This window comes from Tardiphaga sp. 768_D3_N2_1 (genome assembly GCF_052076105.1).
Classification (GTDB): domain Bacteria; phylum Pseudomonadota; class Alphaproteobacteria; order Rhizobiales; family Xanthobacteraceae; genus Tardiphaga.
This window is the reverse complement of record NZ_CP197245.1, coordinates 5,812,093-5,834,673: the sequence shown is the minus strand read 5'-3', so window position 1 is coordinate 5,834,673 and position 22,581 is coordinate 5,812,093. Positions and strand designations below refer to the sequence as shown.

At 58.0% G+C, this 22,581-nt stretch carries 20 protein-coding genes; 9 read left to right on the top strand and 11 right to left on the bottom strand.

Features of this window, described 5'->3' with window-relative positions:
• Window positions 1–80: 80 nt before the first annotated feature.
• Window positions 81–1,700 (bottom strand): chaperonin GroEL, encoded by a 1,620-nt coding sequence (gene groL, locus AB8A27_RS27425; protein WP_441244599.1) that lies wholly within the window; start codon window positions 1,698–1,700, stop codon window positions 81–83.
• 39 nt (window positions 1,701–1,739) lie between these two features.
• On the bottom strand, window positions 1,740–2,054 hold the full coding sequence (gene groES, locus AB8A27_RS27420) for a co-chaperone GroES (protein WP_441244598.1): 315 nt from the start codon (window positions 2,052–2,054) through the stop codon (window positions 1,740–1,742).
• A gap of 771 nt (window positions 2,055–2,825) precedes the next feature.
• On the opposite strand from groES, the gene AB8A27_RS27415 reads away from it, so the two are divergent.
• On the top strand, window positions 2,826–3,368 hold the full coding sequence (locus AB8A27_RS27415) for a DUF4142 domain-containing protein (RefSeq protein ID WP_441244597.1): 543 nt from the start codon (window positions 2,826–2,828) through the stop codon (window positions 3,366–3,368).
• A 177-nt stretch (window positions 3,369–3,545) separates the two neighbouring features.
• Here AB8A27_RS27415 and AB8A27_RS27410 read toward each other — a convergent pair whose 3' ends face one another.
• The 3 genes from AB8A27_RS27410 to AB8A27_RS27400 form a co-directional block, all read right to left on the bottom strand.
• Entirely contained in the window at window positions 3,546–4,157 is a 612-nt protein-coding gene (locus tag AB8A27_RS27410; protein WP_441245051.1) for a cysteine hydrolase family protein, read from the bottom strand.
• 430 nt (window positions 4,158–4,587) lie between these two features.
• Complete coding sequence (locus AB8A27_RS27405; RefSeq protein ID WP_441244596.1) at window positions 4,588–4,929, bottom strand: DUF3147 family protein; 342 nt, start codon at window positions 4,927–4,929, stop codon at window positions 4,588–4,590.
• Complete coding sequence (locus tag AB8A27_RS27400; protein WP_441244595.1) at window positions 4,922–5,494, bottom strand: phosphatase PAP2 family protein; 573 nt, start codon at window positions 5,492–5,494, stop codon at window positions 4,922–4,924. The genes AB8A27_RS27405 and AB8A27_RS27400 overlap by 8 nt, the downstream gene beginning before the upstream one ends.
• A 162-nt stretch (window positions 5,495–5,656) precedes the next feature.
• Here AB8A27_RS27400 and AB8A27_RS27395 point away from each other — a divergent pair, with 162 nt between their 5' ends.
• A complete protein-coding gene (locus tag AB8A27_RS27395) occupies window positions 5,657–6,145 on the top strand; it encodes a YciE/YciF ferroxidase family protein (protein ID WP_441244594.1) in 489 nt (162 codons plus the stop codon).
• 541 nt (window positions 6,146–6,686) lie between these two features.
• Window positions 6,687–7,307: a cupin gene (locus AB8A27_RS27390; RefSeq protein ID WP_441244593.1), complete on the top strand. Its 621-nt coding sequence runs from the start codon at window positions 6,687–6,689 to the stop codon at window positions 7,305–7,307.
• 292 nt (window positions 7,308–7,599) lie between these two features.
• Here AB8A27_RS27390 and AB8A27_RS27385 read toward each other — a convergent pair whose 3' ends face one another.
• Together AB8A27_RS27385 and AB8A27_RS27380 are read right to left on the bottom strand one after the other, a co-directional pair.
• A complete protein-coding gene (locus tag AB8A27_RS27385) occupies window positions 7,600–9,276 on the bottom strand; it encodes an ATP-binding protein (RefSeq protein WP_441244592.1) in 1,677 nt (558 codons plus the stop codon).
• Window positions 9,263–10,780 carry an ATPase domain-containing protein gene (locus AB8A27_RS27380; RefSeq protein WP_441244591.1) on the bottom strand — a complete coding sequence of 506 codons (1,518 nt, stop codon included), beginning with the start codon at window positions 10,778–10,780 and terminating at the stop codon, window positions 9,263–9,265. Before AB8A27_RS27380 ends, AB8A27_RS27385 begins: the two co-directional genes overlap by 14 nt.
• A gap of 1,084 nt (window positions 10,781–11,864) precedes the next feature.
• Here AB8A27_RS27380 and AB8A27_RS27375 point away from each other — a divergent pair.
• Window positions 11,865–12,494 (top strand): MarC family protein, encoded by a 630-nt coding sequence (locus tag AB8A27_RS27375; protein WP_441244590.1) that lies wholly within the window; start codon window positions 11,865–11,867, stop codon window positions 12,492–12,494.
• A gap of 535 nt (window positions 12,495–13,029) precedes the next feature.
• Here AB8A27_RS27375 and AB8A27_RS27370 read toward each other — a convergent pair.
• The gene (locus tag AB8A27_RS27370) at window positions 13,030–14,145 is read right to left on the bottom strand and encodes a S1C family serine protease (RefSeq protein WP_441244589.1); all 1,116 of its coding nucleotides are present in this window, start codon (window positions 14,143–14,145) and stop codon (window positions 13,030–13,032) included.
• Between the two features lie 284 nt (window positions 14,146–14,429).
• On the opposite strand from AB8A27_RS27370, the gene AB8A27_RS27365 reads away from it, so the two are divergent.
• A complete protein-coding gene (locus AB8A27_RS27365; RefSeq protein WP_441244588.1) occupies window positions 14,430–14,918 on the top strand; it encodes an Hsp20/alpha crystallin family protein in 489 nt (162 codons plus the stop codon).
• Window positions 14,919–14,977: 59 nt separating this feature from the next.
• Window positions 14,978–15,718, top strand: coding sequence for an ETC complex I subunit (locus AB8A27_RS27360; RefSeq protein WP_441244587.1), 741 nt, complete (start codon window positions 14,978–14,980; stop codon window positions 15,716–15,718).
• A gap of 460 nt (window positions 15,719–16,178) precedes the next feature.
• Here AB8A27_RS27360 and AB8A27_RS27355 read toward each other — a convergent pair whose 3' ends face one another.
• Entirely contained in the window at window positions 16,179–16,397 is a 219-nt protein-coding gene (locus tag AB8A27_RS27355) for a DUF6894 family protein (protein ID WP_441244586.1), read from the bottom strand.
• 102 nt (window positions 16,398–16,499) lie between these two features.
• Window positions 16,500–16,829 carry a hypothetical protein gene (locus AB8A27_RS27350; RefSeq protein WP_441244585.1) on the bottom strand — a complete coding sequence of 110 codons (330 nt, stop codon included), beginning with the start codon at window positions 16,827–16,829 and terminating at the stop codon, window positions 16,500–16,502.
• Between the two features lie 241 nt (window positions 16,830–17,070).
• Here AB8A27_RS27350 and AB8A27_RS27345 point away from each other — a divergent pair, with 241 nt between their 5' ends.
• The 3 genes from AB8A27_RS27345 (at window position 17,071) to AB8A27_RS27335 (ending at window position 19,900) form a co-directional block, all read left to right on the top strand.
• Window positions 17,071–17,523, top strand: a complete 453-nt coding sequence (locus AB8A27_RS27345) for an Hsp20 family protein (protein ID WP_441244584.1) — start codon at window positions 17,071–17,073, stop codon at window positions 17,521–17,523.
• Between the two features lie 109 nt (window positions 17,524–17,632).
• The gene (gene rpoH / locus AB8A27_RS27340; protein WP_441244583.1) at window positions 17,633–18,511 is read left to right on the top strand and encodes an RNA polymerase sigma factor RpoH; all 879 of its coding nucleotides are present in this window, start codon (window positions 17,633–17,635) and stop codon (window positions 18,509–18,511) included.
• Between the two features lie 678 nt (window positions 18,512–19,189).
• Window positions 19,190–19,900 (top strand): outer membrane protein, encoded by a 711-nt coding sequence (locus AB8A27_RS27335; RefSeq protein WP_441244582.1) that lies wholly within the window; start codon window positions 19,190–19,192, stop codon window positions 19,898–19,900.
• Between the two features lie 405 nt (window positions 19,901–20,305).
• On the opposite strand, the gene AB8A27_RS27330 is transcribed toward AB8A27_RS27335, so the two are convergent.
• On the bottom strand, window positions 20,306–22,510 hold the full coding sequence (locus AB8A27_RS27330; RefSeq protein WP_441245050.1) for a xanthine dehydrogenase family protein molybdopterin-binding subunit: 2,205 nt from the start codon (window positions 22,508–22,510) through the stop codon (window positions 20,306–20,308).
• Window positions 22,511–22,581: the final 71 nt, after the last annotated feature.

The following is a 22,581-nucleotide window of genomic DNA, read 5'->3' as shown; positions in this document are numbered from 1 at the left end:
TTGGCTGACGAGGGAGGTTTCATCGAAATCCTTTGTCTTTGAGGGGAGCCCGAGATCTAAATCCGGGCTCCCCTCGTTGCTCAGATTTCCATTGTAGGTATGGCCGAAACGTTCGCCTTCTTCGGCGTGTCAGCCACGAGAGCCTCCGTCGTAATTAGCAGCGAGGCCACCGAAGCGGCGTCCTGCAGGGCGGTGCGAACCACCTTCGCAGGATCGATCACGCCGGCCTCTACCATGTCTTGGTACTGGCCAGTCGCGGCATTGAAGCCCCAATTGTAGTCACTGCTTTCCAGCAGCTTGCCGACCACCAGCGAGCCGTCCCCGCCCGCGTTCTGGACGATCTGTCGAGCCGGTACCTGGATGGCTCGACGCACGATGTCGACGCCAGCCTTTTGATCTGGGTTCGAGGTGGTTACGCCGTCCAGTGTTTTGAGGGAGCGTAGGAGGGCCACCCCTCCACCCGGGAGGATCCCTTCCTCCACCGCGGCGCGGGTCGCATGTAGCGCGTCATCAACACGGTCTTTGCGCTCCTTGACTTCGACCTCGGTCGCCCCTCCAACCCGAATTAGAGCAACGCCGCCGGCCAGTTTGGCAAGCCGCTCCTGTAGCTTTTCACGATCATAGTCAGACGTGGTTTCCTCAATCTGAGCCTTGATCTGCGTGGTGCGTGCGTCGATTTCGTTCTTCGCGCCTGCTCCATTGACGATCGTGGTATTGTCTTTGTCGATCACGACCTTTTTGGCTCGGCCGAGCATGCTCAATGTAACCTTTTCGAGCTGGATGCCGAGATCTTCCGATATCGCGGTACCGCCAGTGAGGATCGCGATGTCCTCCAGCATGGCTTTGCGCCGATCACCGAAGCCGGGAGCCTTGACCGCCGCAATCTTCAAGCCGCCCCGCAGCTTGTTGACGACTAATGTCGCCAGCGCTTCGCCCTCGATCTCCTCTGCAATGACCAGCAGCGGCTTGCCAGACTGGACAACCGACTCGAGGAGGGGGAGCATGGTTTGCAGCCCCGTCAACTTCTTCTCATGGATCAGAATATAGGGATCGTCGAGTTCGACCCGCATCTTCTCGGCATTTGTCACGAAATAGGGCGAGACGTAGCCGCGGTCGAACTGCATACCCTCGACCACCTCCAATTCGGTGTTGAGGCTCTTTGCCTCCTCCACCGTAATGACGCCCTCATTGCCGACTTTCTGCATTGCCTCGGCCAGGAAGCGACCGATTTCAGTATCCCCATTTGCTGAGATCGTACCGACTTGGGAGATTTCGTCGTTAGAGGTGATCCGTTTGGCATGCGATTTGAGATCGGCCACGATCGCATCCACCGCCAGATCTATGCCGCGCTTAAGGTCCATCGGATTCATGCCGGCCGCGACGGACTTTGCACCTTCCTTGACGATGGCCTGTGTTAACACGGTTGCCGTCGTGGTTCCGTCTCCCGCGAGGTCATTGGTCTTGGAAGCAACTTCCCGCACCAATTGCGCGCCCATGTTCTCGAACTTGTCTTCCAGTTCGATCTCCTTGGCGACCGTGACGCCGTCCTTAGTAATGCGGGGGGCGCCGAACGATTTTTCGATAACCACGTTGCGGCCTTTTGGACCAAGGGTCACCTTGACGGCATTCGCAAGCGTATCGACGCCCCGCAGCAAGCGGTCACGGGCTTCGGTCGAAAACTTCACGTCCTTGCCAGCCATGATACTTAATTCTCCTTTCCCTTCGATGACTGCGATATCTCAGGCGGCATTCTTCAGCGCGTCGGTCGTTTCGACGACGCCAAGAAGGTCGCTTTCCTTCATAATCAGAAGATCCCGGCCATCAATTTTCACTTCCGTGCCAGTCCATTTTCCGAAAAGGACACGGTCACCAGGCTTTACGTCCAGGGATACTAATTGTCCTTGCTCGTTGCGCGCGCCAGGCCCGACGGAAATCACCTCGCCCTCCTGCGGCTTTTCTTTCGCAGTATCGGGAATGATGATGCCGCCGGCAGTTTTTTCGGTTGCTTCAATGCGTTGCACAACCACGCGGTCTTGCATTGGACGGAAATGCATAGACATCCTCCTTTACGGTCTAGCGATATCATGAGCCCGGCGCCGGACTGCGCGGGCAAAGACGACCTAGGAGCAGCCCAAAAATGGTTCAAGGGGATTTGCGAAATTTTGAGGTCCGGCCGTCAGCGCGCGCGCCGTAAAAAAGCGCTAGAAATTCTGGAAGGAGCGCTCGATGCGGTGAGTCGTGCGAGCTGCTGCGCGATCCCACCCTTTAATGTCGCGCGAGGGCGACAGGGTGATCTTCTTCTTGGTAATAGACATCGGGATTTACTCCGGACGGGCGGCCGAAAGCCTCTCTCTCGGCCTCCGACCCGTCACGAAGCGCAGCGCCGCCCTCTCACTCTGAGGGCAGCGCCATAGAACAGGCGATCCGGAGACACGAAAAAGCACGAAGCCGGAGACACGCCGTTCCGCATCTCCGAAGCCGCACTTGCGAAGGAATTCGCTGCGATCGTCGTCGGTGCGGGCGACGATCTTCGGGCAAGACGGCTCGCTCAACGTAACCGCAAGAGAGAATGACGAACAGGAGCTGAATGGCTGAAACGCTTGGCGGATCCGACGTCGAATCATAAAGAAGAAGTCGCGGAACGACGATGGTGCAGTGTGTCCCATGAGAGCCGCCAGAGAGTGCCCGGCAACGGTATTAGCTGCCCTTGGTCCGGTTTACCCAATCACATCTTCTGAAATCCGTTGCTACTGACGATGCACTGGAACCTTGCCTGAAATTGATCATTTCTTCCGCCTACAAGTGGAAATTTCAGGGATTGCGCCATGAACAAAGTAACTTTCGCCGCCGCGTCTGTTCTCTCTCTCGCTCTCGGCGCCACCAACGTCAACGCACAGTCAGTCGGGGAAAAGACAGGCGTGAACTCCGTCCTAGGCGTAGCGCCGAGCACTGCCGACTTCCTCAAGGAAGCCGCCCTTAGCGACTTGACTGAGATCGCGACCAGCAAGCTCGCGCAAGAGCGCGGAGATGCGGATGCCAAGACATTCGCGTCCCAGATGATCACCGACCACTCCAAGACATCCGAAGAGCTAAAGGCGCTAGTCAGCGGCGACATGAAGGCGGCGTTGCCAACGGCGCTTGACGAAACGCACCAGAAGAAGGTGGACAAGTTGAAGGACGCCAAAGCCGACAGTTTCACGTCCGACTACGCCTCCATGCAAGTAAGCGCTCACAAGGACGCTGTCTCGCTCTTTGAGCGCTACGCCAAGGGAGGAGAGGATCCGAAGCTGAAGGATTGGGCTGGGAAGACACTTCCCCACCTTCAGCATCATCTTGAGATGGCGCAAAACCTAAACAAAAAGAAGTAGCTGAAAAGCGACGCGAACCGGGCGTGCCGTCGACGGAGACCACACCTACCTTTGAAACGAAGCCCGCGGGCTCCGCCCCATAACTTGCCGTCCACGGCGAGTATGAGGGCGGAGAGGCCGGACGAACTCGTTGCATTTGCGTAGCATCGCATGTTGGCCCATCCTACGACGGGAGAGCTAGGAGGGCGCGGACCAGCGAGCTAATATCTCGGCACAGTCAGCCAATTCGATCTGCAGGTCAAAGCGTTTGGCATAAAGCCCCAGTAGTGCATCATGCGTTTCGTCTGCCGAACTGCAAAGTCCATCTTTTGCAACGACGATGCGATAGCCTAGATCGACTGCGCTGAGGATTGTGGAAAGGACGCAGACGTCGGTCTCCGCCCCAGTAATGATCAGAGTATCGACGGCGCGCCGCCGTAGAAAATTATGCAGTCCTGAGTTCGAGAATGCGGAATAGGCAGGCTTGTCGAAAACAACCGCGGGCGGAACGTGGCGCCGCAGGGGCTTCATGAGTTCGAGAAGGTCGAGATCCACCTCCTCGCGCGTCACCAATCGCCACTTGCGGAAATAACTCCGCCACATCCCGTTCGCCTCATCCGGCGATACAGGCGGAATGAACCGCGTAAACACGGTCCGGGACGGAGCGCGCTCGACAATGCGGATTACAACCGGCATGACGCGCTCAAGCCATGGCGTCGGCCATGGTCCTTCCGGTCCGAACAGACGCTGCATGTCGAGACACAGATGGACGGTGCGATCGCCGCCGATCTCCGAGCGGAGTTCTCCCATATTCAGCTCCGGTAAATGCGAAATCGCTTGTAGATCCACCAGCAAGAGCCGGCCGCCACCGCCCAGGCAACCGATGCTAGAGCCAGACTGATCCACGGCGCCGATGCGCTGGTACGAAGGACGACTGTAGCGAATGCCATCAGCCCGACGCTGCCAAGTGCAGCTCCGGCGGCATCGAGTGCGGCGGCATCCGCACCACGCCGATCACCCGTCAAGCCGGCTTCGGTTTTTCGCCGGCGTTCGTGGGTCTGGACAAGCGTCGCGCTCGCGCACAGCATAGCCGGAAAGGCCAGGAAAAGGCCGCCAACCGCCGGCCCCCACCATTTTCCGACGAGTCCCGTGACGACTGTCGCAGCCCCACCAAGCAAAAACCGTACGACATATTCGTACCAGCGACTGTCGCCCAGCGAAGAGAATGACACCCTCACGATCATAAGCTCACCGCCGCGTAAAGGCCGAAAGCGACCGCAAGCCAGACAGGCAACGCGAGGAGAGTGGCCAACGCAGCAGATAATCGCGTGCGTTTACAGAGATGACAGATCGCGATGCTGAAAGCGAACAGCGCTGCTGCGCCGCTGAGCATCGACATGGCTTGGATGGACACGTAATCCGATCCGTGCATCGAAATCGCGAGTGCCAACGATACCAACGCAACCGAAGGAGCGGCGCCGAAAAGTCCCGCAAATGACTTGGGCCGCAAAACGTCGCCGATCAGGGCGAAGACCGAGACAACGGCGCCGCCCGCGATGAAGCGGATGACGCTTTCAGTCATGATACCCGCGACCCCTGCCATAACCCGTCCAACGCCTGACGAGCCGCTCAACTAGAAATCCGCCGACAAAGCCCGCCACAACATCGCTACCCCAGTGCGCGAGGACGGCAACCCTCGTCAGCGAAAGCCCGATCGCGGCGGTCCAGGTAAGCTCTCGATACGGCTCAGGGAACGCCGACGCCGCGCCCGCCAGAGCGCCCATATGGACGGCGTGCCCCGACGGAAACGCATCGTTAGGACGGCCAGATAATGGGATACCATGCAGATGGCCGATCACCGTCAGCCGATCCGGCCGACGCTGATTGAAGATACGTTTGAGAGCGTGGGGGATGATGCCGGTTACAACTGATGTCGCCAAAAGATGTGTGGCAGCAGTTCGCGTCTGTTCGCTGCTTTTTCGCGAGAAGAACCAAAGGGCCGCGGCGGCTGCGATGAGAATATGTTCGTCCGCACCCCAGGTCAGAAGCTGTGCCGCCTGCTCGAAGGCAGGATTGGTGTGCTGCGCTATCGCTGACGCAATGTCGCGATCAAAGGCCGCCGGGTTGACCGTGACCGGCCGCATCATGCACCTCCTAATGACAGTTAGATGACAGGCCCTTTCAACTGCGGCTCTGCGGCTTGGTTCCCGCCGTGGCCCAATAGCGTCTTCGCGTATGGCGACCGTTTTGGAACTAACATCGCGGCGTCGTGTTCTCAGACGATCCTTGGCAACCAATAGGAGAGCGAGATGCCCGAGAAGGACCTGAACGATCTTTTCCTCGATACCCTCAAGGACATCTATTACGCAGAGAAACAGATCTACAAAGCTCTGCCCAAGATGGCCAAAGCTGCGAGCTCCGGCCAGCTTCGCGCCGCGTTCGAGAAGCATCAGGCGGAGACCGAAGTGCAAATCGAGCGCCTGGAGCAAATCTTCGAGAATCTTGGCAAGGCTGCTCGCGGCAAGAAATGCGACGCGATCGAGGGTATCCTTGATGAAGGCAAAGAGATCATGGAAGAGTACGCCGACGCTGCAGCACTCGATCCCGGCCTTCTGGCCGCGGCCCAGGCGGTGGAACACTATGAAATCTCCCGCTATGGCACGCTTCGCACTTGGGCAAACACCCTCGGCCTAAAGGACGCCGTGAAGCTGCTTGATCAGACACTCGCGGAAGAAAAAAAGACCGACGACGCGCTCTCGAAGCTGGCCCTAACGGCCGTGAACGCTGAGGCAGCATGACAAAGCTCGGGCGGGGGCACACGGCCTCCGCCCTCTCATCCTATATCTAAAGCATCTCTATCGACACGTTCGAGGGCGAAGTATCGCGCCACGCTCAGTCAGTCCCTTCGGCCCATAATGGGCACCATGCGGTGACCGCTCACTCGGTGCTTGCGAGCGCGTGGTCGCTCCAGATCTTGCCGTCGCGATGTGCGCGACCGTCCATGTGCGGGCTGGCACGGTTTCCGGCCCGGTGCTAAATCTACTGTGTTGCCAACCAAGATTTCCCGGAACTCTTTGGACACGCATGGGGCCGCGCTGACACGGCGTTACGCACTCGAGACCTATCTGCCGAGTCCTTGCGCAGGGCCGAGAGACTGGTTGACGCACATGGGCTTATCTCGGCCGGAACGCTGGCCGGTCGAAGCGACGCAACCACATTGGGCCGAGCGATCAAGTTGCAGGAAGAGGGTTGCGTGAAGGCGATTATATTTTCCGGCCCGTTAACTAAAAGCAGCAGCCAACATGTCCCACTGGCTGTGTAATGCGACCCGAGGGTGTTATGCCGCTGAAAAAGCAGATCGAAAACTTAGGAAGGAAGCTGGTCGAGAACCGTCCTGACCCGGAAACGCTGGTTAGCTCACTGCGGACGCGCAAACCGGCTGCAGTATTCTTTGCCGACGATGGTATCATCCCAAATAATCCCCGTTTTCCAATGCTGCTCTATCGTGGGGCTGTCACGCCGGCGACCCGAAAGTCCGACACTGCGACGATCATTGATAATATTTTCGCAGAAAATGGCTGGGGCAGATCGTGGCGCGACACCGTCTACGATTTCGTTCATTATCACTCTCAGGTCCACGAAGTCTTGGGTGTAGCGACTGGGTGTGCTGTTCTCGAATTTGGCGGACCGAAGGGGCGTGTGCTTACCATCAAGCAAGGCGACGTCGTCGTTCTGCCTGCTGGTACAGGACATCGGCTCATCAAGGCGAGCCGCGGCTTTCAGGTGGTCGGAGCATACCCCGCAGCTGGCAAGTACGATGAATGCACGGACAGCCGAGATCGTCTGGATGCGGTGAAACGAATCGCGAGGGTTCAGAAGCCGGGAAGTGATCCCCTCTACGGAAAGCAGGGCCCATTGACCGGACTGTGGTCCGCATCGAAGAGGCGGCAGGGCAAATGAGGGGATTCCCGTGATGGCTCTGAGTGATACAATGCGCATCTTCCGAACCGGCGCTGAAAAAGCCTAAGCAAGCCGGAAAGTGATGAGGCCGCGATTGCATTTCAACAACCCATGGCTCGCGAAAGTTTCTGGAATAATTAACCAAGGTCGATGCTCAAGTTGCCGCCGCCGCCGCCGGAATGCCTTTGAAAGATCCTGTGAAGCTGGCGACGCGTTAGCGAGCTCAACCGCCTGCACGCGGCGGAAAGCGATCGCCCTAGGCGACGACACATTAGGACGTGTCCAGCAATGCTCACCCTTCAGGCAGAGCTGGAATAAGACTCGCTATCGCTCTTGAAAGCTGATCCTGAGTATATGGTTTTGAGAGCCGGGGAAGCGCAGCGACGCCGTTTCCCTCCAATTCAGCGAAGCCCGTTGCCAGCAGAACGGGAAGGCTTGGAGATCGGCGCCGCACTTCATAAGCCAGTTCGCTCCCTGTCATATCCGGCATCGCATGATCTGTAATAAGAAGATCTGCGATTAACCCTCCTTCCAGAAGTTGTAGGGCCTCTCGCGCCGAGTGAGCTTCAGTTACGTCGTGGCCTAAATCCTCCAATAGCGAGACGGTGCTTGCCGCCGTCAGGAGATCATCGTCGACAAGCAGTATTCTTGCTCTCGCGGTGTTCGCGGGGGTAGGGAAGCCAAGGCAAGCTGCCGGTGTCGCGTTCGTTGCGACAGGCAACCAAAGCCGAACCGTAGTACCCTTCCCAAGAGAGCTTTCGAGACCTAGGGCACCGCCCGATTGCTGCGCCAAGCCAAATACCATGGATAAGCCTAGGCCTGTGCCTTTACCAACACCCTTGGTTGAGAAAAAAGGCTCAACCGCCTTCGCCAGTGTTTCAGAGTCCATTCCTGTACCGGTGTCTTTAACCGACAGTACGACGTATTCGCCAGGCGAAACGTCAAGTTGATCGCTTTCATGCGCGTATTGCAGACTCAGCTCGATCGTGAGGACTCCGCCGGAGAGCATTGCATCTCGCGCATTTAGTGCCAGATTAAGCAGCGCAAGCTCAAGTTGGTTCGGATCAATGTTGATAGCTGGTAGCTGCCCGTCAGATTTTAGATCCACTCGGACCAAAGGGCCAACCGATCTATCAATAAAATCCATCATGCCGGTGACCAGCGCTTGAATATCCGTCGCTTCGGCTTTCAGTTCTTGTTTGCGCGCAAATGCGAGCAAACGTTGAGTGAGCCCGGCGCCGCGACGAGCGCCCTCCATAGCGCCGTTCACAAGTCGTTTGAGGCGGGCATCCTCTCCGATTCTCTTTGAGAGAAGGTCGAGGTTGCCGGTGATAGCCATCAGCAAATTGTTGAAGTCGTGAGCAACGCCACCGACGAGCTGTCCCAACGCCTCAATTTTCTGAGTCTGAAGCAATGCAGCTTGGGCTCGTTCGCGTTCGGCAATTTCTTCACGAAGGAGGCGGTTAGCCCGCTCTAGTTCGTGCGTTCTTTCGGCAACCAACCGTTCGAGCTCCTTGGCCGCGCTTTGCTGGTCCTCAAGATGCGCTCGGGTTTCGTACTGCCGCGTTCGAGCGCGTTGAGCCGCAATAACGGTTGCCTGAATGGTGAAGCCCTGCATCGGACGTTCAAGAAATCCGACGTTCCGCAGGCGCTTGGCCACCTCGCGCCGGAAGGCAGCGAACCTGGATCCTACGTTTTGACTTGCCATTACGATAAATGGTTGATCCGACCAAGGAGGTTGGCGGGTTACCCATTCTTCCAGCATGTCGACGCATCTTCCAGACAGGGCTTCCTCCGTCAACAGAACTACATCGACGACACACTCCAGATTGTCCAACAATTGCTGTGCATTATCGCAGATGACAGGACGTAACCCTACCTTTTCAACCAAATCAGCGACAGCGACGGCGTCCCGACCGATGGGCATCATAATCAGCGCGGCGCCTTCTTTCGTTTTAGCGCCTTGCATCGGTCTGAGACAGCAGAGGTGTCTCCTCCCCCTTGTACAGCGGCGTCCCTGTGAATATGCCGGCGAACCCCCTCAGGGGGGGGCCGACGGTAATTCCTTGCTCGCTCAGCCTGAATTCTCGGATTGTATGCTCGTGCGTACCGCTTCGCTTTTTTACGACAGAAAGCGCGCGCCGGACGCTACCGTCGAACTCAAAATACCGAAGCATCAAAACTCCGTCAGCGAGGTAGCTGATATCGAGCGGGGTATCCATGGGACCAACTAGGCCATGTTGAGCGAGTACCAAGATCGTGGAGACACCACGCTGACTAAGGTAGGAAAGAAGCTCGTGCATCTGAAGTATTAAAAAGCGTTCGTCAGGCATCGCGTTGAGGTAACCGTTAAGACTGTCAATGATGACCACCTGGACGTTCCGGACCTCTACGCTCCGGCGAACGGCGTCCGCAAACTCGCCAGGCGCCATTTCAGCGGGGTCAATTTGCTGAATCTCTATTAGATCGCCGTCGATGCTTTCCTGGAGCGGAAGGCCCAGAGCTTTGGCACGCGCTTTGATCGTACCGCGCCCCTCGTCAAAAGTGAAAATCGCGGAGCGCTCGCCGCGGGACGCTGCTGCGATCGCATATGTAAGAGCCAACGACGATTTTCCCACGCCGGCCGCACCGATGAAGAGCGCGTTCGTTCCACGTTCCATTCCTCCGCCGAGCATCAAGTCAAGCTCCGAAATTCCGCTTGAGACTACTTCGGTGTTGAAGTCGCTATGATGCTCGGCAGCAACAAGACGGGGATAGACCCTTAGGCCACCATACCGGATAGTAAAGTCGTGAAATCCGCCCTTAAAATCGATGCCACGCATTTTTACCACGCGAAGCCGTCGCCGCTGCGCGCCATAGTCGATGGCCAATTGCTCAAGTAAGACGACTCCATGAACAATGGAATGAAGTTGTAGCTCGTTCTGCTGGGATGACAGATCGTCCAGCAGAACAACGGTGGACCGTCTCCCAGAAAAAAAGTGCTTTAGTGCTAGAATCTGGCGACGGTATCTCAGCGGACTTTGTGCCAACAGTCGCAGTTCCGATAAACTATCGAGCACAATGCGACTGGGCGCGAGCGCGTCTACCTTGTCGAAAATCGCTTGCGTAGTTTCGCTAAGTTCCATCTCTGCGGGGTGAAGCACTGTGAGCTCACGAGTGGAATCCAAGCTGGCCTCCGCTGGAATCAGCTCAAAGATTGTGATGCCCTCAAGAGACCAGCCGTGCCGCTTTGCAACGAGACGTAGCTCACGTTCTGTTTCCGAGAGCGTGATGTAGAGGGTGCGCTCGCCGCGGCGGCCGCCTTCCAGGAGAAATTCCAGCGCGAGCGTGGTCTTGCCCGAACCCGGCTGCCCTTCGAACAGGTAAACCCTTTCGGGATCGACACCGCCTCCCAATATGTCGTCCAGCCCGATATTTCCCGTTGAAATCTTGGGAAGCTCTGGCCCCTCAACGGGTTCGATCTCGCCGGGCATATTACATACTCCTTTCAAAAAGCGCAGCATTAACCGCTTCGCTGAGCTTGGAGTTCCAGAGGTTCGCACGCCGGAAGGCGCGATGTCTTCTGGAAGCGAAGGCTCCGGCCAGAATCAGCGCGGCGCTGGGTTTCGAAGCCAGCAACGGCCGTCTGCGCTGGGCCGGATCCTTGTGGGTCAACCCAAGCACGTATGGTGCGAAGGCGGCCATTGAAGGCGCGGCGCTCATTTTCGCGTTGTGTATTCCGCCCCTGTGATTGGGCGCTCAGAGTATAGCCATGCCAAAGTAGAGCTACCAACGATGCCAGCCGCGGTGACGCCATCCCCAAGGGCCTGGGCGGAAGCGCGGGCCAGGGTAGTAGCTGTACGACCGATAGTGGTGGGGTTGCCACCAGCACCGCCCCCACGGGTTGCACACCCATCTCACGTGCTCAACGTTCGAAGCATGATGGGCGAATGGCAATCCGTTAGGCAGTGCCGCCGCAGACTGCGGGACAGAGGCGATCGCGCCGATAACGACCAAACCAAGGAAGGCAGCTTTAGCTTTCATATTCTCCTCCTGAAATTGAGGCTCGGAAAACTCAAATCAGTGGCCGGAAGTTGCGGTATCGAAGATTTAATTTCGATGAAATGGGCGGTTAGGCAGTCAATGTGTCAAGCGCGGTCCAGTCAGCCGAAGCTGTCACGCCGACGTCGAAGGCCCGCGTGGAACAAATGCCTATTAACGACGTTCAAGGCCGCGGAGCCATCGCCCGCCGTTCACATCGGCGCCTTCGCGGATAGCCAAAGGTCAACGGACCCGCTGCTATTCACCAGTAGCGCTCGCGCGGATAGCCAAAGGCGATGGCTACCGCCCCGTAAATCAAGATCGCATTTCGTTGCAAAATGGATGACGTGTACGATCTGTTGCTAGCCATGCTCACCTTGGTGATTGCTGTCGTGATGCTGGTGGCCGGCGAGCTTTATCTCGTAGCACGTCCAGATCCCCCAGAAACGACTACGACCCGCTCGGTCGTCATATCATCGGTCGAGTAGTAGCAATCTGCGGCCAAAGCGAGCAATTACCAACGGTTGGAAACGTCCGATGCAGGTTCCTTCAAGCATGTTGTCGAGCCTGGTCACGCTCTTCGTCACGATCGGCCCGATCGAGACCGCGGTTATATTCGCTGGTCTTACCGCGGGTGTGCACCATAAAGACCAGCGGAGCCTTGCCCTTCGTTCCGTCGGCGTCGCTGGATTGATGCTGCTGCTTTTTGCATTGCTCGGCAACTTGGTACTGTCGTTGCTGCACGTCTCGCTCTCGGCTTTTCGCGTGGCCGGCGGCATATTGCTATTTCTGCAGGCCTTGACGCTAACATTTTCGAGCCCAGGGCTGTCCTCGATTAACGAGGGGGAACGGAGGGACGCCGAGAAGCCGGGCGATATCGCTGTGTTTCCGCTCGCGTTCCCGTTGATCGCCAGCCCTGGCGCGCTCTCAGCGACGGTGCTTCTGACAGGCCGCGCGGGCGACTGGGTGGAAACAGCATCGATCGTTATGATGATTGGGGTATGTTTGATCTTCACATATTTTGCGATGCGCGCCGCCGACGCGCTCCTGCGGCTCCTTGGACAGACCGGAGCGGATGTCGTTGGCAGAATATCCGGCGTATTCCTTGCCGGCCTCGCGGTACAATTCGTGTTCGACGGTCTTCAGTACCATCCGTTCGTGCAATAAGCTCAACGGACAGTCGGTTTGCCAATTTGCGTGAGCCGTGGAAGCCAGGAGCCCCGCGATGTCCTTGCCCCAACCATGTCAGTTATAGCTGCCATCCTTCCGTTTTTCTGTCAGCACCCTCTGCAGATGTCGGGGATCATCGTTTCGACGCTCCTGTCCGTCGCTTTGAGGCGAGGGTTTTGAGAGACTGGCAGGCGCTTGGCGGGCGATAACACGGAAGCCGCAGGCCTGTCTCGGGGTGGGCTTGATGATCGAGTTTCGCTCTCTTTCGTTTGCGAATTACTGGTTGCCGCAAGGAGGATAAGAGCTGTCGCGAAAAGTCGGATATGACGGGTCTTCATTGTACTAGTTCCGGAGGCGGTTTCTCCGCGGGCGCATTCCCGCATAAGTTACAAGTCAGTAACAAGGCGGCCCCGCACGGTGCATAGCCTGGCAGGCTTATGGTGTTGGATGTCGAGTAACCCGAATAGGTCGCCGCGTGTTCCTGGGCTGCGCATTTTTTAGGGCGAGTGGCTGGATTTTCTGGTCTCGCATATCATCCCGATCGGCCGATATCCTGGATTTTGACGCGCACAGTCGTCAGGCCGTCCTTGCGCTTGACCGAGAGTTCGATTTCCCGCCCGACGCCGACGGCCTCGAGCTGGTCGGTCAAGTCTGACAGCCGCCTTGCAGGCTGTCCGTTTGCGGTTACGATAACGTCGCCCAGTTCACCGATCTCCTCGATGCCGCGAAGCCCGGCTTGCGCCGCAGGCGAACCCGGCACCGCGCGCACCACGACTACGCCCTCGATCCCGAGCCGTGTTGCCACAGCCTCGTTCGCGGCGACGATGCCGATCCCTGGCGTCGGGACGCGCCCATTTTTAATCAACTCGGGAACGACGCGGTTCACGGTATCGACAGGGACAGCGAAGCCTATGCCGGCATTGGACCCGGACGGCGAGATGATAGCAGTCGTAACCCCGATCAACCGCCCAGCGGAATCCAATAGGGGTCCGCCGGAATTGCCCGGATTAACAGCGGCGTCGGTCTGGATGACATTGCCAATTTCGCGTCCGCCGTTCGTTGGCAGCCGCCGCTTGAGGGCGCTGATCACGCCGGTCGTTAAGGATTGGTCGAGGCCGAAGGGGTTTCCGATCGCGAACGCTGCCTGGCCCACTTTTAAGTCGGCCGAGCTTCCAACAGCGATCGGAGTCGGCAGGTTTCTGGTGCTCTGGAGCTTGACTACGGCCAGATCGTAATTCGGAGCGGTCCCGACAATCGAGGCAGCGACGACTTCGCCGGTGGCTAAGCGGATCGCAACCTCCCTGGTCCCGCTCACGACGTGGTTGTTGGTAACCACATGACCGGCGCCATCCCAGACGAAACCAGTCCCGCTTTGTCCTCCACCCTCACTCTCAGCGTATTGGGGACTGGATACATTTGCCGCACCGACCACCTGAACCACGGCAGGAGATACCCGTTCGAAAAGCTCTATTGTCGCGCGCTCTGCCTGCGCCAAGTCGCTTCGTGCTGCAATGGGCCTCGGCGATGTCGCGGAAAACAGCGGGCTGTTGACGTAGGGTCGTCCGATCACGACGGCGAGCAGGACAAGTAGGACGACAAAAGCCGTCCGCGAAAATTTTTGGCGCACAAGACTACTCCAGAGTGCCATTACTCAGCGGGAATCCGATTACTAAGCACGCGCTACCGGTTCAATTCCGCCCCTTCCAGGTGCGGCAAATTTTCCACCCACTTGAAACCAAAATATGGCCTTCTAAATTTTTTTGATAGCCACACGCCGAGTGTAGGGTGCCGGATTCAGGACATGCGGCGCAGGCTGTGAGGACGATCGCTTTAGACGGCGATGTCATCGCGGTAGCATGCTTAGCCACGGCGTGCGCCGTTGTGGCTTAACGCGGCAGGTCATTTCAAACAGAAAGGAGAAAGGAGAAAAGCATGGCACTTCGCGATCTTGTTCCGTGGAACAACAGATCTAGCAACGTGACCGCTCACGGCGGCGAAACGGGCAATCCGTTTTTCGCGTTACATCGCGAGATGATGAATAGGCTGTTCGAAGACACATTCCGCAGCCTTGATCGCCCATTCGGCTCGCCGTCGCTAGGCTGGCCCCACATTGAAATCGACGACGTCGATAAAGAAATCAGGGTCATGGCCGAACTTCCCGGTCTCGACCCAAAGGACGTCAACGTCGAGCTTGCCAACGGCATATTGACCATCAGCGGCGAGAAAAAGAGTGAGACCGAAGACAAGGGGCGGCTCTTCAGCGAGCGATATTATGGACGCTTCGAGCGGCGCATCCCGATCGACAATGTCGAGCAGGACAAAGTGGCCGCGTCCTTCAAGAACGGCGTTCTCACAATTACGCTGCCGAAAGCACCAACTGCACAACAGAAGGCGAAACGGATAGCGATAAACGGCAAGTGAGGAAAAAGGGGCGGCGGGGAGTGACTGCCCCGTTCGCTCCAGTCCGAGGAGGTAAATCCATGCAGAAAGTTGTGCCTTTATCCACGTGGACGGACCTTACGTCGCGCGAGGCAGCACCGACGAAGTCGGTGTTCCCTTCGGATGCGCACGCTGTGATCTACCGGCCGGCTCAATCTCCGATGACCTCCCGGCGGGCCCATCTGCCCCAATGGAAGCTGCGTTTCGAACGACGTTCTGCACCATACATCGAGCCTCTAATGGGTTGGACCGCAGACGATGATACGCTCAGCCAAGTGGAGCTCTCGTTTCCTTCCATAGAATCCGCCATCGCCTATGCGCGCCGCCAAGGCCTTCAATATACCGTGCAAGGTGTGCCTGAGCAGGAAGCCAAGCCGCTCCTGATCTCCGACAATCGCCGCTCTGGCGAAGCGCCTGCAACGGTCCGACAGCGCCGCCGGCGGTTGGAATGGGTCGAGCGCACGCTTGGACCTGACGTGACTGGCCGGGCCGGTCGGAAAATTGATCCGGCCGCAACTTATCCAGATCCTCAAGACGTCCTGCGGGATCCCACACTGACAGGGGAAGACAAGCGCAACGTGCTGCGACGCTGGGCTCTTGACGCCTATCAAATCGAGATCGAGCATTCAAAAGACCAATTGGTAGCAGAGCCGTCCCGCCTACAGCAGGTAATCGATGCCTTGCTCGATCTGGAGGATCCGCATCTCGCCGGCGCCTTATTCCAAAAGGGCAAGAGAAGGGATGATGGAGGTGCTGTGCTGCCACCTGGCCTGGCCGCGTGACCGAGACCAATGGGATCATGAACAATCAAACACGTCACCATCCAACGCCTGACGGACGATCGCTCCTCATAACGCGGGAAGAGCGCCAAAATAAGATGGCGGTCTGCTTGGCGGGCGTGCCGCAGTCCTAAAAGCTCGGCCGCGTTGCCTACGACCGCGAGAGCCCGGCTTTCGTTCCTGCGCCAGACTCCATACCGAGACCGCGGACTCGCTGAGCGGACGGCTGCTTTGATCGACAAGAGGTCCAGTCGATCGTGCAGGCTACGGCCGAGCGTGCATTAGACATCTTCGCGAGGTCCGCCCTTGCTGGAAGAGGCGGCCAAGCGGCGCATGGAAAAGGAAACGATCGAGGAATCGGAGATTGCCGAATTGTGGCGTTCAGCGGCGGCGAAGAGGGAAGCTGCTGAATAGAGCAACCAGCGACCGATTTTCGCTCGTTGACCAGTTCGCCGCAATTCGGTCAGTTGCGGTGCTGAACAGGTGCTCTGAAGACTTCCTCCCCGCTTTCATTAATGACGACAACAAAGCGGCTAGGCCCGGCATAGTTCGGAGTGCCTTTCGCGCCCCCACGAGCGATGCGTGCTGCATGTTCGATCGCTGCCCGTCGGTTCGGAAGGTCGATCCCTGAGTCGCCAGAGAGCCGTATGCCGCCTAGCAAAGGAAAGAAGTACCGAGTCATCTGGAGGAGATAGTTTGCAGCGCGATGAGCCCGCCACAATTGCGGCGGGCTCGTCAGCCGGCTGATCGTCCCTTGATACGTGGGCTCCGAGGCTACCTGCGGCTAAAAGCCGACTGCCATTTTGGGCTCCTCCAACATCGGAAGCCTCATGGCCGGCGCTCCGCTCAGAGGCGGAGGATCGTCATCCTCCTCATCGAGGTCTCTCAACGCACTCAAGATGAGTCCAACCGGGATAGCAGTTGGAGAACCCGGAAGTTGCCTCAGCCACGGATTATTTTCGACCGCGAATGCGTCCGACGCCCAGGCCGCCAGCACGCAGCGCTTTTCAACGCGTGACAGGACAGGGTCGGCCAAAACGTCCGACGGGTCACTATAGGTCGCTACAAGAAGTGGATTTGCATGAATATCGAATAGTGTCTGGTTCGAGTTCATGGTCGCCTCCATTTACTCCTTTCAGTTAAAGAGGGCGATGAGCGATGTAGAGCGGTCGACGTGCAGATCAAGCACATCGGGCTGGCAGGCGCCAAAAAAATTGCGATGCCCCCTTGAAACTTTCCGCCCGTTTTTTCTATTTTAGAACCGTTGGATGCCAAACGTCGGGTCCAACGTGAGGCGGACGCCCGGGGTGTCCGGCGCCTGCCCATACCCATCTTGCTCATTGGAGGATTTGGCTATGAAGACTTATGACTTCGCCCCGCTCTGGCGCTCAAGCATCGGCTTCGACCGCCTGTTTGACCTCGTGGATGCCGCACAGCGCGCCAACGAGGACCATTTTCCCCCATACAATATCGAACGGGTCGGGGATGACCGATACCTGATCTCGCTTGCTCTGGCGGGTTTCTCGCCGGACGAGATCAGCTTGACGGCAGAGCAGAACGTTCTGACGGTCGAGGGCCGCAAAGGCGAACAAAAGCGCGACTTCCTTTTCCAGGGCATTTCTGGTCGGGCGTTCAAGCGGCAATTCAACCTCGCTGACCACGTCCAGGTTACCAGCGCGACTTTCGAAAACGGCCTTCTGCAGATCAATCTGGTCCGCGAGATTCCCGAGGCCATGAAGCCGCGAAAGATCGCCATCAACGCTGCTCCGCGCTCAAACGTCGAGCAACTTGAAGCGCAGGCCGCCTAACGCCTTTTGTTCGCTTAATGCATCCGTTCCGCGATGGCTTCGGCCGTCGCGGATCGCGCCATTTGGGAATGGCGCGCTGATCCACTCGCGAAATTGTCAGGAGACGGGGATGACCCATTTCGCACTTCCAGCTTTGGCCGGTGGAGAAGGCCTCACAAATTATCTTACCGCGATCAAACAGTTTCCTCTCCTCAAACCTGAAGAAGAGCTCGCCTACGCGAGGCGCTTGCGCGAAGACGGCGACCGGGAAGCTGCCTATCATCTTGTGACCAGCCATCTCCGGCTGGTCACTAAATTGGCGATGCGCTATCGCGGCTACGGGCTGCCTATCGCCGACGTCATTTCGGAGGGCAACATCGGCCTGATGCAGGCCGTGAAACGATTTGATCCGGCCAAAGGGTTTAAACTTGCGACCTACGCGACCTGGTGGATCAAGGCAACGATCCAGGATTACATCCTGCGGTCCTGGTCGATCGTCCACATTAGCGCTACTTCGACCCAAAAGCGGCTGTTCTTCAACTTGCGTCGCTTGAAGAGCAAGATTGCAGCTCTCGAGGAAGCGGATATGCAGCCCGACCATGTCGCAACGATTGCGCATCGCTTGAACGTTCCCGAGAGCGAGGTGATCGATATGAACCGGCGGTTCCTCGGCGACATGTCGCTCAACGCAACTGCAAGAGAGAATGACGAAGAGGGAGCTGAATGGCAGGAGCGCTTGGCTGATCCGACGTCTAATTTTGAAGACGATGTTGCGGAACGGAGCGAGCTCAACTGGCGGCGGCACATCCTCAGGCGAGCACTCGACGAGCTGAAACCGAGGGAGCAGCGAATTATCGAAGCACGGTGGCTAGCGGATACTCCGCTTACACTTGACGAGTTGGCCGCAGAGTTGAAGATTTCGCGGGAGCGGGTACGTCAGGTGGAAGTCAGAGCGCTGGAAAAGGCCCGAGCATATGCAGCTTCGCTAGCGAGCGCTGACGTCAAGTGAACGACAATGGTTGCGAAATTCGGAGGTGTTGCTTCGACTAACTCTCGCAATGTGTGCGGGCCGAAGGCGCGGATCTTGTCGTCGGCGCAGCGGGCGGTACGTCACAGTGCTTGCCGGTTCCATGGTGGAGACATGACGGTCCGTTCCTGTAGCTGAAAGCGGGCGAAGGGTGTATGGTCCTCCCATCATCGCCCGTTCCTCGGCAATCAACGGTGACTGAGAGTGCGTTACGCTCCCGCCAGACCTCGCGGTGAGCCATGTGTGAAAAATGTACTGATATCGACTTCAAGATCGCAAACTATCGGCAAATGTTCGTGCTGGTCAACGATCCGCTTGCCCGGGACGCCATCACCGGGCTGATTGATCAGATGACGAAAGACAAGGTTAACCTCCATCCCGAGAGGAAGATACGTGTTGGCTCCGGTGCCTCGATAAGTTGACCTGGTGGTTCAACGCCTCGACCAGCCCCATCTCCGACAGCTCGCCGAGCTGACCCCCGTAATCGGCGACAGCCGGTTGGCATAGATGTCTCGAAGCTTCAGCAGAGCTCGATCGACCTGCCATTTTTTCCGCCGTCATGTCCGTTTTAAAAAATTCAGCCTGTAGCGAATTGGTGACAGCCCCGAGAAACACTCAGAAATATTATGGATTCGCGAACAGAACCTACAGGGGATTCCAATGAACAAGTATGTGTTGGCCACGGCCGCTTTGGCCATGAGCGCAGCCTCGGCATCCGCCGCCGATTTGGCGGCCCGCCCGTACACCAAGGCTCCAGCGGCTCCCGTCGCAGTTGGTTACAACTGGTCCGGTTTCTATGCCGGCGTCATGGGCGGCTATAGCTGGTCGGACCGTATCCGCGTTGACGGCTTCACCGCCGCCTCGAGTGACATCAATGGCGGCTTTGGCGGCGGCACTATCGGCTACAACTGGCAGACGCCCGGCAGCAATTTCGTTTGGGGCCTTGAAGTCGACGCGGCAGGCGGTGACGTCAAGTATCGTGAGACGGGGTTGTTCGGCATTGTCCCGGTCACCGCGGAAGATAAGATCCGCGCCTTCGGCAGCGTCACGGGACGCCTTGGTGTAACCTCGGGTGCGGCTCTATTCTACGTGAAGGGCGGCTATGCTTGGGCTGACAACCGCCTTTCATTCACCACTCCCGGCGCCGCGCTGTTCTCGGAGAGCAAAGTTCACTCAGGTTGGACCGTGGGTGGCGGCGTCGAGTACATGTTCGCCCCGAACTGGTCGCTCAAGGGCGAGTACATGTACGCCGATTATAGCAGCGAGCGGTACGGCACAGTGCTCACCGGTTTCACGGACATTGGAGTCACGACCCATACTGTTAAGGGCGGCGTCAACTACCACTTCAACTGGGGCGGTAGCAGCTTCTAAGACCATTTTTGAAGACCAGGGCCCGGCGAAAGCCGGGTCCTTTCTTGTGCTAAAGCTACGGTGTTGCCAATATTGGTCATGACGTCGGAGTCGGCCAGACTGTGACGCCCGTAGAAATGCTACGAACAGTGATTGTGTGAGGGGCGTTACTTTTATGTAGCCTTTCTGCGATCTCTATAGCGACGTTAAGATCGGCATAAGTGCCACCAGTGCGCTGGTTATTCACGAGCATTTCGTGTGCCTCGCAGCGTGCTCAGTACGCTGATTGACAAGGGCTACCTGGTTTCACCGACGACGCGTAGCACGGTGTGGCTGAGATTCCCGCCCGATACCGTCGATCGATGGTTTCCCAAACTCTATCAACCACGGTCAGCTATATTCCGCTCAGTTGTCGCCCCCCAAAGATCAGCGCTGCAACTTATCTAAGGTAACCGGCAGGTCGCGCACTCGCTTTCCGGTCGCGTGGTAGATCGCATTGGCTATCGCCGCGGCGACGCCGACGAGACCAATCTCACCCAAACCCTTGATGCCGAGCGGATTAACAATGTTATCCTGCTCCTCGACGAAGATGACCTTGATGTCGTGGACGTCGGCGTTAACGGGAACATGGTATTCGGCGATATTTGCATTCATGATGCGGCCGAACTTATGATCGATCAGCGTCTCCTCGTGCAGCGCCATTCCGATACCCCACACCACGCCGCCCATGACCTGGCTGTGCGCAGTCTTGGGGTTCAAGATTCGCCCGGCCGCGACCGCGCTTACGATACGGGTGACGCGGATGACATTGAGCTGTTCGTCCACCTTCACTTCGGCGAAGAGCGCAGAATGCGCGTTGTGCGCATGCTTGCCGTCATTGGCAAAGCTGGTGGATTTCTCCTGTTCGATGTGATCGACTGCGCCAGCCCGCATTACGTCCGCGATCGATATCGCGAGCGACGCATCTAGCCGGCTCACGAGCCTGCCGTCCGCAAGTGCGACTTCGTCGCTTGTTACATTTGCGAACGGCGAATCCGGCACTCGCTTCGCCAGACGCAGTAACTCCTCGCGGATCGCGTTGCTTGTCGTCACGATCCCGTTCGACACCGATGCCGCGATCCATGATCCACCTTCTACTGGTGACTGCGGCAGTGTGGAGTCGCCAAGCTTGATACTGATGTTGTCGAGCGGTAGGCCGAGCGCGTCGGCCGCAACCTGGGCCATGATGGTGTAGGTGCCCGTGCCGATATCGGACGTTGCGCACGCCACCTCAGCGTGACCGTTCGCTGTCAGCTGAATCCGGACGGTGATCGGCACCTGTAACGCTTCCCAGACGCCCGTCGCCATGCCCCAGCCGACCAGCTCACTGCCGTCGTGCATCGAGCGGGGCTCCCGATTGCGCTTTTCCCAGCCAAACATTTCCGCGCCCTGGCGGTAGCATTCGCGCAAATTCTTACTGCTGAACGGCACGTCGCCATTGTTCTGGTCGCGATCCGAGTAACACCGCAGACGCAGCTCCAGCGGGTCAATGCTAAGTGCAACCGCGAGTTCGTCCATCGCGGATTCGAGCGCATAGACACCGGTCGTAGCGCTCGGACCGCGCATATCGCACGATGTCGGAAGATCGAGTCGGGTGAGTTTGTGGGTGTACTGTGCGTTGGCGCATTTATAGAGCAAGCCGGACCAGGTGGTCTCGTTCCGATAGAAGTCTTCGTATTGCGACGTCACCGTAATCGCATCGTGCGTGATTGCATTCAGTATTCCGCCTGCAGTCGCGCCCAGCTCAACCCGTTGAGTCATGGCGGGTCTGTACCCAAGCGAATACATCTGCTGACGCGTCAGAACGAGACGGACGGAGCGCTCCAGCGCGCGCGCGGCCAGTACGGCCAGGACCACCTGATATTGCGGGCGCAGTCCTGAGCCGAATGCCCCACCAACGAATGGTGACATGACGCGCACATCGTCCGGCTTCATGTCGAATATGCTGCACACATAGCGTTGCACGTTCTGTACGCCTTGGGTCTTGTCATAGACGGTCAGCTTGCCGCCGCCATCCCATGTCACCGTCGATGCAAACGGCTCCATGGGATTGTGATGCTCGATCGGGACGTAATACTCGCCTTGGTGGCGCACGTCGGCCGCGGTAAAGGCCTCTGCCGTATTGCCCCGGGCTTTTGCCGGTTCCGGTAATGCAAAGGCAGCTTCACGCTGACGGTAGGGGTCCGTAACGTGCGCCTCCTGTTCGTATTGCACGCGCACCAGCGAGGCGGCTAAGCGCGCGATCTCCCAGCTCTCCGCAAGCACAAGGGCAACCGGTTGTCCGCTGAACAGGATCCTGCCGTCATAAAGCGGCCGGAACGGCGAGCCCTCCGGCGCGACGTCGTCTTTGTAGGCGTGATCAGTACCAGCCATGCGCGGCCGTTTTTCGTGCGTTAGAATATCGATTACGCCTTCGACGCGGAGTGCCTCGCTCGCATCGATTCGCAAGATGCGTCCTTTGGCAATGGTCGATGCGACAACGAAAGCGTGGACGAGGCCAGGCACGTTGAATTCGCCCGCGTATTTAGCCCCGCCGGTCACCTTCGCGTGTCCATCAATGCGCGAGGTTGCAGTACCGATGTAAGACGTCATTGGCTTGCTCACCTGGTTCTTGAGGTCGACTGCGATGGCGGCATGCGGCACCGCGATCCGCGGATCGTCCT

Coding starts and splice junctions, on each gene's coding strand:
- AB8A27_RS27400 (WP_441244595.1), bottom strand. CDS start 5,494: ATGATGCGGCCGGTCACGGTCAACCCGGCGGCCTTTGATCGCGACATT.
- AB8A27_RS27355 (WP_441244586.1), bottom strand. CDS start 16,397: ATGACTCGGTACTTCTTTCCTTTGCTAGGCGGCATACGGCTCTCTGGC.
- AB8A27_RS27370 (WP_441244589.1), bottom strand. CDS start 14,145: ATGGCACTCTGGAGTAGTCTTGTGCGCCAAAAATTTTCGCGGACGGCT.
- AB8A27_RS27365 (WP_441244588.1), top strand. CDS start 14,430: ATGGCACTTCGCGATCTTGTTCCGTGGAACAACAGATCTAGCAACGTG.
- AB8A27_RS27405 (WP_441244596.1), bottom strand. CDS start 4,929: ATGACTGAAAGCGTCATCCGCTTCATCGCGGGCGGCGCCGTTGTCTCG.
- AB8A27_RS27345 (WP_441244584.1), top strand. CDS start 17,071: ATGAAGACTTATGACTTCGCCCCGCTCTGGCGCTCAAGCATCGGCTTC.
- AB8A27_RS27350 (WP_441244585.1), bottom strand. CDS start 16,829: ATGAACTCGAACCAGACACTATTCGATATTCATGCAAATCCACTTCTT.
- groES (WP_441244598.1), bottom strand. CDS start 2,054: ATGCATTTCCGTCCAATGCAAGACCGCGTGGTTGTGCAACGCATTGAA.
- AB8A27_RS27395 (WP_441244594.1), top strand. CDS start 5,657: ATGCCCGAGAAGGACCTGAACGATCTTTTCCTCGATACCCTCAAGGAC.
- AB8A27_RS27330 (WP_441245050.1), bottom strand. CDS start 22,510: ATGACGTCTTACATCGGTACTGCAACCTCGCGCATTGATGGACACGCG.
- AB8A27_RS27385 (WP_441244592.1), bottom strand. CDS start 9,276: ATGCAAGGCGCTAAAACGAAAGAAGGCGCCGCGCTGATTATGATGCCC.
- rpoH (WP_441244583.1), top strand. CDS start 17,633: ATGACCCATTTCGCACTTCCAGCTTTGGCCGGTGGAGAAGGCCTCACA.
- AB8A27_RS27380 (WP_441244591.1), bottom strand. CDS start 10,780: ATGCCCGGCGAGATCGAACCCGTTGAGGGGCCAGAGCTTCCCAAGATT.
- AB8A27_RS27375 (WP_441244590.1), top strand. CDS start 11,865: ATGCAGGTTCCTTCAAGCATGTTGTCGAGCCTGGTCACGCTCTTCGTC.
- AB8A27_RS27335 (WP_441244582.1), top strand. CDS start 19,190: ATGAACAAGTATGTGTTGGCCACGGCCGCTTTGGCCATGAGCGCAGCC.
- groL (WP_441244599.1), bottom strand. CDS start 1,700: ATGGCTGGCAAGGACGTGAAGTTTTCGACCGAAGCCCGTGACCGCTTG.
- AB8A27_RS27410 (WP_441245051.1), bottom strand. CDS start 4,157: ATGGGAGAACTCCGCTCGGAGATCGGCGGCGATCGCACCGTCCATCTG.
- AB8A27_RS27360 (WP_441244587.1), top strand. CDS start 14,978: ATGCAGAAAGTTGTGCCTTTATCCACGTGGACGGACCTTACGTCGCGC.
- AB8A27_RS27390 (WP_441244593.1), top strand. CDS start 6,687: ATGCCGCTGAAAAAGCAGATCGAAAACTTAGGAAGGAAGCTGGTCGAG.
- AB8A27_RS27415 (WP_441244597.1), top strand. CDS start 2,826: ATGAACAAAGTAACTTTCGCCGCCGCGTCTGTTCTCTCTCTCGCTCTC.